The organism is Rhodococcus sp. SJ-2, from assembly GCF_053750035.1.
Genome location: NZ_CM132340.1, coordinates 2,640,648 through 2,652,833, shown reverse-complemented (window position 1 = coordinate 2,652,833; position 12,186 = coordinate 2,640,648). Strand labels below are relative to the sequence as shown.

The 12,186-nt window shown below is 64.4% G+C and carries 12 protein-coding genes and 1 tRNA gene; 7 read left to right on the top strand and 6 right to left on the bottom strand.

What is annotated here, in order from left to right; translation table 11 throughout:
* Positions 1–61: 61 nt before the first annotated feature.
* Positions 62–331, top strand: coding sequence for a hypothetical protein (locus tag ACSYG9_RS12415; RefSeq protein WP_440127455.1), 270 nt, complete (start codon positions 62–64; stop codon positions 329–331).
* Between the two features lie 194 nt (positions 332–525).
* Complete coding sequence (locus ACSYG9_RS12410) at positions 526–1,200, top strand: cyclic nucleotide-binding domain-containing protein (protein WP_054805733.1); 675 nt, start codon at positions 526–528, stop codon at positions 1,198–1,200.
* A gap of 87 nt (positions 1,201–1,287) precedes the next feature.
* On the opposite strand, the gene ACSYG9_RS12405 is transcribed toward ACSYG9_RS12410, so the two are convergent.
* From ACSYG9_RS12405 to ACSYG9_RS12395, 3 genes are read right to left on the bottom strand one after another with little or no spacing between them, the layout of a single operon-like run.
* Positions 1,288–2,070, bottom strand: a complete 783-nt coding sequence (locus tag ACSYG9_RS12405; RefSeq protein WP_454842668.1) for an MBL fold metallo-hydrolase — start codon at positions 2,068–2,070, stop codon at positions 1,288–1,290.
* A 2-nt stretch (positions 2,071–2,072) separates the two neighbouring features.
* Positions 2,073–2,534 carry a RidA family protein gene (locus ACSYG9_RS12400; protein ID WP_440127453.1) on the bottom strand — a complete coding sequence of 154 codons (462 nt, stop codon included), beginning with the start codon at positions 2,532–2,534 and terminating at the stop codon, positions 2,073–2,075.
* Positions 2,535–2,538: 4 nt separating this feature from the next.
* The gene (locus tag ACSYG9_RS12395) at positions 2,539–2,703 is read right to left on the bottom strand and encodes a DUF4177 domain-containing protein (protein ID WP_169690656.1); all 165 of its coding nucleotides are present in this window, start codon (positions 2,701–2,703) and stop codon (positions 2,539–2,541) included.
* A 53-nt stretch (positions 2,704–2,756) separates the two neighbouring features.
* Here ACSYG9_RS12395 and ACSYG9_RS12390 point away from each other — a divergent pair, with 53 nt between their 5' ends.
* Positions 2,757–3,770 carry an ArsA-related P-loop ATPase gene (locus ACSYG9_RS12390; RefSeq protein ID WP_440127452.1) on the top strand — a complete coding sequence of 338 codons (1,014 nt, stop codon included), beginning with the start codon at positions 2,757–2,759 and terminating at the stop codon, positions 3,768–3,770.
* Entirely contained in the window at positions 3,767–4,906 is a 1,140-nt protein-coding gene (locus tag ACSYG9_RS12385; protein ID WP_454842666.1) for an ArsA family ATPase, read from the top strand. Before ACSYG9_RS12390 ends, ACSYG9_RS12385 begins: the two co-directional genes overlap by 4 nt.
* 81 nt (positions 4,907–4,987) lie before the next feature.
* Here the strand turns inward: ACSYG9_RS12385 and ACSYG9_RS12380 are convergent, their stop codons facing one another.
* Positions 4,988–5,311, bottom strand: a complete 324-nt coding sequence (locus ACSYG9_RS12380; protein ID WP_054810128.1) for a WhiB family transcriptional regulator — start codon at positions 5,309–5,311, stop codon at positions 4,988–4,990.
* 277 nt (positions 5,312–5,588) lie between these two features.
* Here ACSYG9_RS12380 and ACSYG9_RS12375 point away from each other — a divergent pair, with 277 nt between their 5' ends.
* Positions 5,589–8,027 (top strand): transglycosylase domain-containing protein, encoded by a 2,439-nt coding sequence (locus ACSYG9_RS12375; RefSeq protein WP_440127639.1) that lies wholly within the window; start codon positions 5,589–5,591, stop codon positions 8,025–8,027.
* Between the two features lie 3 nt (positions 8,028–8,030).
* Here the strand turns inward: ACSYG9_RS12375 and ACSYG9_RS12370 are convergent, their stop codons facing one another.
* A complete protein-coding gene (locus ACSYG9_RS12370; protein WP_440127450.1) occupies positions 8,031–8,507 on the bottom strand; it encodes a GatB/YqeY domain-containing protein in 477 nt (158 codons plus the stop codon).
* A gap of 67 nt (positions 8,508–8,574) precedes the next feature.
* Here ACSYG9_RS12370 and ACSYG9_RS12365 point away from each other — a divergent pair, with 67 nt between their 5' ends.
* Both ACSYG9_RS12365 and ACSYG9_RS12360 read left to right on the top strand, forming a co-directional pair.
* Complete coding sequence (locus ACSYG9_RS12365; RefSeq protein ID WP_440127449.1) at positions 8,575–9,528, top strand: metallophosphoesterase; 954 nt, start codon at positions 8,575–8,577, stop codon at positions 9,526–9,528.
* A 92-nt stretch (positions 9,529–9,620) separates the two neighbouring features.
* Positions 9,621–9,694 (top strand) — tRNA-Pro (locus ACSYG9_RS12360).
* 70 nt (positions 9,695–9,764) lie between these two features.
* Here the strand turns inward: ACSYG9_RS12360 and ACSYG9_RS12355 are convergent.
* A complete protein-coding gene (locus tag ACSYG9_RS12355; protein WP_454842664.1) occupies positions 9,765–12,155 on the bottom strand; it encodes an ATP-binding cassette domain-containing protein in 2,391 nt (796 codons plus the stop codon).
* Positions 12,156–12,186 lie beyond the last annotated feature (31 nt).

The window sequence follows — 12,186 nt, the reverse complement described above, 5'->3', positions numbered from 1 at the left end:
CGCCGGGCTCGATACGGGGGCCGTGTCTGTTCTGAGATCTTGCCCGTGTTTACTTCCCGTCATGCAAGCTCTTGCTGTCGTACTTCTCCCGGTGCTGCTCATGCTGTTTGCACTCGCCATGGAAAGAGTCGAATCACGATTGAGTCGCTTGTCCGTTCGTCAGCAGGAGGTCGAGGAGTTTCTCGACCAGGCCGACCACGACGACGTCGACGCCCTCGCCCGCGAAGGATTCCCCGGCGCGTTGGCCCGATTCAACCGCCGGAGGCGCCGCAGCGACACCTCCGATTCTGTCGACGCTCCGGATCTCCTGGACGCGAGCCGAGCGAGCTGAAGAAGGTACCGGCCGGTAGTATTCGAGAGCGGGATCCGACATACAGAGACGGATTCCGTGGTGTCGGTCACTCACACATGCGACAGGCACAGTAGACTTGGCGTCCGTACGCCGCAATGGTGACCCTCGCCGGGATGCCGTGGACGTGCACCTGACAGCGAAGAACAACAAGAATCATCCCAAAAGGAGCGCACGTGGACGAGGTCCTGGCCAGAGCAGGCATCTTCCAAGGAGTCGAGCCCTCTGCGGTTGCGGCGCTGGTCAAGGAGCTGCAACCGGTCGATTTCCCGCGCGGCCACGTCATCTTCAACGAGGGCGAACCGGGCGACCGCCTTTACATCATCGTCTCCGGCAAGATCAAGCTCGGACGGCGCTCACCGGACGGCCGCGAGAACCTGCTGACGATCATGGGCCCCTCCGACATGTTCGGTGAGCTTTCCATCTTCGACCCGGGCCCGCGCACGTCCACCGCGACCACTGTCACCGAGGTGCGCGCGGTGAGCATGGATCGCGAGGCGCTCAAGGCGTGGATCGATCAGCGGCCCGAGATTGCGGAGCAACTCCTGCGCGTGCTCGCCCGTCGCCTGCGTCGCACCAACAACAGCCTCGCCGACCTGATCTTCACCGACGTTCCCGGTCGTGTCGCCAAGGCGCTGCTGCAACTCGCTCAGCGTTTCGGTACCCAGGAGGCGGGTGCTCTCCGCGTGACCCACGACCTGACCCAGGAGGAAATCGCACAGCTGGTGGGCGCATCTCGCGAGACGGTCAACAAGGCGCTCGCCGACTTCGCCCATCGCGGTTGGCTGCGCCTCGAAGGCAAGAGCGTGCTGATCTCGGATTCGGAGCGACTCGCGCGTCGCGCCCGCTGACGGCGACCTGCGCGGCACCCTGAACAGGTGAGGCCGGGACACCTTGGGGTGTCCCGGCCTCACCTGTTCTTTCCCTGTGCTCGAGATCTAGCTGCGCAGGTATGCCAGTTGCACGTTCACCGACTTCTCGGCCGCACCCCACAGGGACTCGTCCACATCGGCGTACACGTGTTCGACCACCTGCCGGGCCGTTGCTTCTCGGCCGAGGGCTCGCAACGCGCCCCGAACCTGATCGAGCCGCTCTTCCCGGTGCGCGAGGTACCCGCGAGCGATGGTTTCGAGGTCGGGCAGTTCCGCACCGTGCCCGGGCAGCACCGTGTACCCCTGACCTAGTGCGATGTACGACCGCAACGAACCCAGATAGTCACCGAGGTCGCCATCCGTGTCGTCGAGCACGGTGGTTCCCCGCCCGAGGATCGTGTCGGCGGTGAGGACACTGCGATCGTCCTCGAGAACGAACGACAGCGAATCCGCGGTGTGGCCCGGTGTGGCGAGGACCCGGACACGGAGCCCAGCGGCTTCGACGACATCGCCGTCGGACAGCTCGGTACCACCACCGTGCCGATGTTCGGGCGTGACGGCGTGAACCGGGCTTCCGGTGAGCTCCGCGAAACGCTCACCACCTTCGGTGTGATCGAAATGGCGATGGCTGATGAGCGTCATCGCGACCGGAACCTGCGCGACGCGGGTGAGGTGCGCCTCGTCGAGCGGGCCCGGATCGATCACAATGCACTCGTCGCTGTCCGGGGCACGCAGGATCCACGTGTTGGTGCCCTCGAGGGACATCACCGACGGATTCTCGGCAAGCAGCACCGCCGCGTTCTCGGTTACTTGCCGTAGTTGCCCGTAGGCGGGATGAACGAGTGCCATGATCAGCGCACCTCCACCATCAGCTCCACCTCGACGGACGCGGCGAGCGGAAGTTCCGCGACACCGACTGCGGATCTCGCGTGAGCTCCGGACTCGCCGAAGATCTCGCCCAGTAGTTCCGAGGCTCCGTTGACGACACCGGGTTGTCCGGTGAATCCGTCTGCCGACGCCACGAATCCGACTACCTTCACGATGCGCACCACATTGTCGATCCCTACGAGGGCATCGACTGCGGCCAGCGCGTTGAGTGCCGAAATGCGGGCAGCGGTCTTCGCGTCGTCTGCAGACACGTCGGAGCCGACCTTGCCGACGTACGCCAAGGTTCCGTCGACCATCGGAAGCTGACCCGAGGTGTAGACGGTGTCCCCGCTGCGCAGGGCGGGAACGTATGCGGCGACCGGCTTGGCTACCGGCGGCAGGGTGATCCCGAGTTCGGACAGACGTGCGGTCCAGGTTGCGGCCACGGGGTCAGCTCTTGGGGCGCTTGAGGTACGCGACGTGCTGTTCGCCGGTGGGTCCTTGCAGGACCGTCACCAATTCCCACCCGTCAGCACCCCACGTGTCGAGAATCTGCTTGGTCGCGTGCGTGAGCAGGGGCACGGTTGCGTACTCCCACGTAGTCAATTCACTCATGACCTGACCCTATCCGGCGCCTTTCCCTGTTGACGACTTATAGGCTCGACACCGTGGCGACACAGACATCTCATTCCGGCACATGGCCGGCCAAGGCCGCGCGGGCACGACTGCACTTCGTGTCCGGCAAGGGCGGAACCGGAAAATCCACGGTCGCGGCGGCAGTCGCACTTGCCCTCGCGTCGGGGGGCCGGAAGGTCCTGCTTGTCGAGACCGAGGGCAGGCAAGGAATCGCGCAGCTGTTCGACGTGGCCCCGCTGCCTCCGGTGGAGACGAAGATCGCAACCGCCGAAGGAGGCGGAGTGGTCATGGCCCTCGCGATCGACATCGAGGCGGCATTCCTGGAATACCTCGACATGTTCTACAACCTCGGCTTCGCGGGCCGCGCGATGCGCAAGATCGGCGCGATCGAGTTCGCGACGACGCTCGCGCCCGGGCTCCGCGACGTGATCCTCACCGGCAAGATCAAGGAGACGGTGGTACGCACCGACAAGTCCGGTGAGCGCCTCTACGACGCGGTCGTGGTCGACGCTCCGCCCACCGGCCGGATCGGCAGCTTCCTCGACGTGACGAAGGCCATGGCCGATCTCGCGAAGTCGGGACCGATCCGCTCGCAGAGCGACGGTGTGGTTCGGTTGCTGCATTCCGACGAGACTGTCGTGCACCTGGTCACGTTGCTCGAGGCGCTGCCCGTTCAGGAGACCGCCGACGCGGTCGACGAATTGGAGGCAGCCGATCTGCGGATGGGCACGGTGATCGTCAACAGGACCGCACCCGAGCACCTTCCGGACTCTCTGGTCGACGACGTCGCCGACGGGCGCATCCCGGGCGAATCCATCCGGTCTGCGTTCGAGAGGGTCGGGCTGACGCTGTCGGACGACGATTTCGCCGGATTGCTCACAGAAACCATCGAGCATGCCTCGATACTGCAGGCGCAGCAGGTCAGCGCCGCCCAACTCGACGACGTGAAGGTGGCACGGATGTCTCTACCACTGCTCGCAGACGGGGTCGACCTCGGCGGACTCTACGAACTTGCAGAGCTGCTCGCCGAACAGGGCGTCCGGTGACCGAGCGGACGGTGCGCACGGCACCGGTCCTCGATGTCGCGAAGCTCCTCCACGATCCGACCTCACGGGTGATCGTGTGCTGCGGGTCGGGCGGTGTCGGTAAGACGACGACGGCGGCGTCGCTCGCCTTGCGCGCGGCGGAACAGGGCCGCAGGGTCGTGGTGCTCACGATCGATCCGGCGAGGCGTCTGGCTCAGGCGCTCGGTGTGCAGACTCTCGACAATTCTCCGCAGAAGGTGCCGCTCGAGTCCGGTGGGATGGGCGAACTGCACGCCATGATGCTGAACATGCGCCGCACATTCGACGACATGGTGCTCGAGCACTCCACGCCGGAGAAGGCCCGGCAGATCCTCGACAACCCCTTCTATCAGACGGTGGCGTCGTCGTTCTCCGGTACGCAGGAGTACATGGCGATGGAGAAACTCGGCCAGCTCGCTGCGAGCGACGAGTGGGATCTCATCGTCGTCGACACCCCGCCGTCACGGAACGCCCTCGACTTCCTCGACGCACCGAAGCGCCTCGGCGCCTTCCTCGACGGCAGGATGATCCGTATCTTCACCGCCCCCGGCCGTGGACTGGGCCGGATCGTGACAGGTGCGATGGGTTTGGCGTTGAAGGCGGTCTCGACGATCGTGGGCAGCCAGATGCTCTCGGATGCATCTGCATTCGTGCAGTCCCTGGATTCGATGTTCGGTGGGTTCCGCGAACGCGCCAACCGCACCTACCAACTCCTGCAGCAGCCCGGAACCCACTTCATGGTCGTCGCTGCCCCGGAACCGGATGCCCTGCGCGAGGCGTCGTTCTTCGTGGAACGACTGCGCGGCGACAAGATGCCGCTCGCGGGTCTCGTGCTCAACCGGACACATCCCACGTTGTCCTCGCTGCCTGCGGATCACGCGTTGACCTCGGCCGATCTCCTTGCGGAGGAGGGCGGTGCAGATGCTCCCGCAGCAGAGGCCGTGCTGCGCATCCACGCGCATCGCGCGGTGACGGCGAAACGAGAAGTCCATCTGCTGCGGGGATTCACCTCAGCAAATCCGCACGTGCCGGTCGTCGGTGTGCCCTCGCTGCCCTTCGAGGTCTCGGACCTCGAAGCGCTGCGAGCGGTGGGCGACCAATTGACCCGGCAGGTCTGATGTTCCGGGTTGCACGCACGACCTTCCCCGTCGTGCGTGCTCCGGCGTCGTTGTACAGCCGGTTACCTCATCGAGTTGCGGTCATACCGCATTCTGGTGCTGACGCTGCGCCTCGAAGAAGTCCGACCAGGACTCCACTTCCGGATGCTGCTTGAGGAGCGCACGACGCTGTCGTTCGGTCATTCCTCCCCACACTCCGAACTCGACGCGGTTGTCGAGTGCGTCCGCGCCGCACTGCAGCATCACGGGGCAGTGACGGCAGATCACCGCCGCCTTCCGCTGTGCCGCGCCTCGGACGAACAACTGATCGGGGTCTACCTCGCGGCATCGAGCCTTCGATACCCAGGCGATGCGTGCTTCTTCTTCGTCAACGTCGAGCCTGGTCATGGGGGCGGTCAGGTGCATTCAGTTCCCCTTTGCTTTCCGAACTCCGTTGTGGGGAGTTCCTGAGGACGCACAATTTGCACTTAGCATGAAAAAACTTGTACGTCTTCACTGTCGAGGTGTTATCTGCATCACACTGCTGTCTCAATCTAGGTAAACTGATGCCCGCGCGCAAGGCGAACAAAACCTTTTCTGGTACGCCCGTGCATAGCCGCACGTCGGACGGCGTTTCGTTTCCCTGGAATCGTCGACTCCTCCGGTCGGCACGTAGGGTGTACCCGTGTCGATCCGAAGTACTGTGGCGAAACTTGCCGGTTGCACGGCCCTCGGCGGTGTCCTCGTGGCCGGAATGCTCTTCCCGGCCGCAGGCGGATTCGGTTACGTGTCGAATCGCGCCGCAGACACCGTCGACAACAGTTCCGCAGAGCTCGTCGAAGGGATCGTTCCCGCCGTAACGACAATGGTCGACACTGCGGGCAACCCGATCGCGTGGTTGTACGACCAACGCCGCTTCGAGGTACCGAGCGACCAGATCTCCAACGAGATGAAACTCGCGATCGTCTCCATCGAGGACAAGCGGTTTCCTGAGCATCAGGGCGTGGACTGGCAAGGCACCATCCGTGCTTTCCTCACCAACACCAGCAGCGGTCAGGTCGAACAGGGCGCGTCGACGATCGACCAGCAATATGTGAAGAACTACCTGCTGCACGTCGTGGCGAAGACCGATGCGGAACGCCGCGCGGCCATCGAAACCACGCCCGCCCGCAAGATCCGCGAGATCCGGATGGCGCTGACCCTCGACGAAGAGTTGTCGAAGGACGAGATCCTCACCCGTTACCTGAACCTGGTGCCGTTCGGAAACGGTTCGTTCGGCATCCAGGACGCCGCCCAGACCTACTTCGGCATCGACGCGAAAGACCTCAGTATCGCCCAATCAGCGATGCTCGCGGGCATGGTGCAGTCCAGCTCGGCACTCAACCCGTACACGAACGAAGAAGGCGTGACCAATCGCCGCAACGTCGTGCTCGACACGATGATCGAGAACATTCCTGAGCGGGCAGACGAGATCCGGGCCGCAAAGGCAGAACCCCTCGGCGTCCTTCCCGAACCCAACACCCTGCCGCGGGGCTGCATCGAAGCGGGCGATCGCGGATTCTTCTGCGAGTACGCCCTCCAGTACCTCGCGAACTCAGGATTGTCACGAGAGCAGATCGACAAGGGCGGGTACCTCATCCGCACCACACTCGACCCCGAAGTACAGAATTCGACGAAGTCCGCGCTCGACCAGTACACGAGCCCGACCGTCGACGATGTCGCAACGGTGATGAATGTGGTCGAACCGGGTCAGGACTCCCATCGTGTCCTTGCGATGGGTTCGAGTCGTACCTACGGCCTCGACGGCGACGCCTACGAAACAGTTCAGCCGCAGCCCTACTCGCTCGCCGGGCACGGTGCCGGATCGATCTTCAAGATCTTCACGGTTGCCGCAGCGATGGAGAAGGGCCTCGGTACGAACGCCATCCTCGACGTGCCCAGTCGTTACAACGCGCAGGGTCTCGGCGATGGCGGCGCGCGGGGCTGCCCCGCCGGCTACTACTGCGTCGAGAACGCCGCGCCGTACCCGCCTGCGTTGTCGGTGACCGACGCGCTCGCTCAGTCCCCGAACACCGCCTTCGTGAAGCTGATCGAGGCGACGGGCGTCGACTCCGTCGTCGACATGTCCGTCCGATTGGGCATGCGTTCCTATTCGCAGCCCAACACCTCCGGATTCGGTGAGCAGTCGATGGCCGACATGCAGAAGGATCAGCATCTGGGCTCGTACACGCTCGGCCCCACATGGATCAACAACCTCGAATTGTCGAACGTGGCCGCCACCCTGGCCTCACACGGAAAGTGGTGCCCGCCGACCCCGATCGACGGTGTCTTCGACCGTGAGGGCAAGCCGGTGCCGATCACGCAGCAGGCGTGCGAGCAGGTCGTCGAACCCGGCCTGGCCGACACCCTCGCCAATGCGATGAGCAAGGACACCGCCGGCGGAGGTACCGCTTCCGGAGCCGCAGGCAGCACCGGATGGAACCTGCCGGTGGCAGCCAAGACCGGAACCACCGAGTCGCACATGTCGTCTGCATTCCTCGGCTTCACCAACAGGTACGCAGGGTCGGTATACACCTACGGCGACTCCCCCACGCCGGGCCAGATCTGCGCCAACCCGGTCCGTCCGTGCTACGACGGCAACCTGTTCGGCGGCACCGCCCCCGCACACACCTGGTTCACGGCCATGACTCCGATCGCCACCAAGTTCGGTTCCATCGAGCTTCCTCCGACCGACCCGCGTTACGTCCGTGGCGCAGGCAACGCTCAGGTTCCGGACGTCACGGGCCTGTCGCGGGATCGGGCCACCCAGCGCCTGCAGGACGCCGGATTCGCGGTAACCGAGTCCACGGTCAAGGCCGAAGAACGAGCAGGCATCGTCACCGGCTCCTCCCCCTCCGGCTCAGCGGTACCCGGCTCGACGGTGACGATCTTCGTCAGTGACGGTTCCGTGCGCGTCGCACCCACGACGAGTGCGACTCCCGCACGGCCGAGCGGCAGCGAGGTTCCCGATACCACGGTGCCTGCTGCCCCCGCCCCGGTTCCCGGCCGTCAAGAACCTGCCCAGACCGAGTCGGCGCCGCCGGACAGCAGTGAGTCGGAAAGCCCGGCCGCAACGACGACCCCATCGCAACCGGACAACTGACGGTCAGAGACGCGACCGCACCGCCGCGGACAAGCGCTTTCCATCGGCCTTGCCCGCGGCGATCGCGGTCGCAACCTTCATGACCTGGCCCATGTTCTTCGGACCCGGACGCGTTCCGAGCTCGTCTGCGACCCTGCCGATGGCCGTGTCGACCACGTCGACGAGCTCCGCGTCGGTCAGCGGAGTCGGCAGATACTCATCGATGATGCGTGCCTCGGCGTGCTCCTTGGCCGCGAGTTCCCCGCGACCGTTCTCGGTGTAGACCTCAGCAGCCTCACCGCGCTTCTTGGATTCACGCGACAGAACCTTGATGACCTCGTCATCGGAGAGCTCGCGCGCTTCCTTCCCCGACACCTCCTCGGTCTGGATTGCAGCAAGCAACATCCGCAGTGTCGCCAAACGTAATTGGTCCTTGGCCTTCATCGCGGCCGTCATGTCTGCGCGCAATGTGGATTTGAGTGAGGAAGAAGTGTCGGTCATACCGGGAACGCTACGCCGGGACCGTCGAAGCACGTGCGCAGACGTGCGGCGGCGGTACCCTGAAGAAGTGCCTGACCTTTCTCCCCTCACACGTGTCGCCGCGGGTACCGCGGGAGCTGCCGCTCTCGGCCTCGGTTACGCGACGCTGATCGAACGCAATGCATTCACCCTCCGGGAGGTCACCATCCCGGTCCTGGCGCCGGGCGCTTCGACACTCCGCGTGCTGCACATCAGCGACCTGCACATGATGCCGGGGCAGAAACGCAAGCAGAACTGGCTCAGGGAACTCGATCGGCTCGAACCCGATCTGGTGATCAACACGGGCGACAACCTGTCGCACCCGAAGGCGGTTCCCGCGGTCGTCCAGTCGCTCAGCGGTCTCCTTGCCCGCCCCGGACTTTTCGTGTTCGGCAGCAACGACTACTTCGCGCCGGTCCTGAAGAACCCACTCGCCTACTTCGACAAAGACCACGACCGCGTTTACGGGCCTCCGCTACCGTGGGGCGACCTGCGCGCGGCCCTCAACGAACGCGGATGGCAGGACATGACACACGTCCGACGCGATATCGAGGTCGGCGGCGTGCGCATCTCGGTGGCCGGTGTCGACGACCCGCATCTCGAACGTGATCGCTACGAGACCATCGCCGGGGCGGCCGACAAGTCCGCAGATCTTCGCCTGGGACTGACCCACTCACCCGAGCCCCGCGTGCTCGATCGTTTCGCCGACGACGGGTACGACCTCGTACTCGCCGGCCACACCCACGGCGGACAACTCTGTCTGCCGTTCTTCGGTGCCCTGGTGACCAACTGCGGCATCGACCGGTCGCGGGTGAAGGGCCCCTCGCGGTGGGGTGCGCATATGCAGCTGCATGTGTCGGCGGGAATGGGCACCTCCCCGTTCGCCCCCGCGCGCTTCTGCTGCCGTCCGGAAGCCACGCTGCTGACATTGGTTCCGGCTCCGCGTGAGGAATCGCGCAGATCCTCGGGTAGTGCCGCAGAAAGCGCAGGGACTCCCCGCTGACCGCATGGCTTCGTCATCAACCCTCAAATAGTCACTGACCAGGCGATTTAATCTTCTCGCGAGTCGTGCGGTAAGCTGACCGAGGTTCATCACGGGGTGTGGCGCAGCTTGGTAGCGCGCTTCGTTCGGGACGAAGAGGTCGTGGGTTCGAATCCCGCCACCCCGACTCGTGAAACAGCCGATCGGGCGCATTCTCCAGCCGGAGAATGCGCCCGATCGCGTTGATCGGAGTCCCTTCACGCCCCCACGTACTCCACCAGATGCTCACCGGTAAGCGTCGACCGCGAAGCAACGAGATCCGCCGGTGTCCCCTCGAACACGATGCTGCCGCCATCGTGGCCCGCACCGGGACCGAGATCGATGATCCAGTCGGCGTGCGCCATGACCGCCTGATGGTGCTCGATGACGATGACGGACTTACCGGAATCGACGAGACGGTCGAGCAGGCCGAGCAGATTCTCGACGTCGGCGAGGTGGAGGCCGGTGGTGGGTTCGTCGAGGATGTAGATGTCCCCCTTCTCCCCCATGTGGGTGGCCAGTTTCAGCCGCTGCCGTTCGCCACCGGAAAGCGTCGTCAGCGGCTGCCCGACCTTGATGTAACCGAGTCCGACGTCCACCAGGCGATCCAGGATCTTGTGGGCCGCCGGGATCTTCGAGTCCGCAGATCCGAAGAATTCCTCGGCTTCGGCGACAGACATCCGCAGGATCTCGCTGATGTCCTTGCCACCGAACTTGTACTCGAGCACCTCCGCCAGGAAACGCTTTCCGTCACACACCTCGCAGGGTGTCGCGACTCCGGCCATCATCGCGAGGTCGGAGTAGACGACGCCCGCGCCGTTGCAGTTGGGACACGCGCCTTCCGAGTTCGCGCTGAACAGCGCCGGCTTGACGCCGTTGGCCTTCGCGAAGGCCTTGCGGATCGAATCGAGCATGCCCGTGTACGTCGCGGGGTTGCTGCGCCTCGAGCCTTTGATCGCGCCCTGATCGATTGTGACCACGCCGTCGCGGCCGGCCACCGAGCCACCGATGAGCGAACTCTTCCCCGACCCCGCGACACCGGTCAGCACCACCAGTACTCCGAGGGGGATATCGACGTCGACGTTGCGGAGATTGTTGGTGTCGGCGCCGCGCACTTCGAGTGCGCCCACTCCCGTGCGCACCGACGACTTCAGCGAGGCACGGTCGTCGAGGTGCTTCCCGGTGAGGGTGTCGCTCTTGCGCAAACCGTCGAACGTGCCCTCGAACATCACCTCACCACCCTCGGTGCCTGCGCGCGGGCCGAGGTCCACGACATGGTCGGCGATCGCCATGACCTCGGGCTTGTGTTCGACGACGAGCACGGTGTTGCCCTTGTCGCGCAGTTGAAGCAGCAGATCGTTCATCCGTGCGATGTCGTGTGGATGGAGTCCGATCGTCGGCTCGTCGAAGACATAGGTGACATCGGTCAGGGACGACCCGAGGTGCCGGATCAGCTTGGTGCGTTGGGCCTCACCACCGGAAAGCGTGCCTGCCGGGCGTTCGAGCGACAGGTATCCCAGGCCGATGTCGACGAACGAATCGAGGTTCTGCCGCAGATTGTCGAGCAGGGGGCCCAACGATGGTTCGTCCAGATTTCGAACCCACTCGGCGAGATCGCTGATCTGCATCGAGCACACGTCTGCGATGCTCAGCCCCTTGATCTTCGACGATCGAGCGTCCTCCGTGAGCCGCGTGCCGTCGCACTCGGGGCAGACCGAGAATGTGATCGCACGATCCACGAATGCGCGGATGTGCGGCTGCATCGCCTCTCGGTCCTTGGACAGGAACGACTTCTGAATCTTCGGGATCAGCCCCTCGAAGGTCACGTTGACGCCTTCGACCTTGATCCTCGTCGGTTCCTTGTAGAGGAGATCGTTCAGCTGCTTCTTCGTGAATTTCGCGATCGGCTTGTCGGGATCGAAGAAGCCGCAACCGCGGTAGATCCGTCCGTACCAGCCTTCCATGCTATAGCCGGGGATTGTCAGCGCACCTTCGTTGAGCGATCTGGTTTCGTCGTACAGCGCCGTCAGATCGAAGTCGGAGACCGATCCCCGACCTTCGCAACGCAGGCACATTCCGCCGGTGATGGTGAAGGAGCGACGTTCCTTCACTGTTCGGCCACCGCGTTCCATCGATACTGCACCGGCACCGCTCATCGAAGCGACATTGAACGAAAACGCCTGGGGCGAACCGATATGCGGCTTACCCGCCCTGCTGAAGAGGATGCGCAGCATTGCGTTGGCGTCGGTTTCGGTGCCGACGGTGGATCGCGGATTGGCGCCCATACGTTCCTGGTCGACGAGGATCGCCGTCGTCAACCCGTCGAGGACGTCCACATCGGGCCGGGCCATGTTCGGCATGAACCCCTGCACGAACGCACTGTAGGTCTCGTTGATCAGCCTCTGCGACTCCGCGGCGATCGTGCCGAACACCAGCGAACTCTTGCCGGATCCGGAGACACCCGTGAATACCGTCAGCCGTCTTTTCGGGATCTCGATGCTGACATCGCGGAGGTTGTTCACCCGCGCCCCGTGGACGAGGATCCGGTCGTGACTGTCAGCGGCGTTCAGTTCACGCGACTGGGTGTTCGTCCTGGCGGACGGCGTCATCGGTGTCTCCGTTTCTCTGTCCGGAACCTCG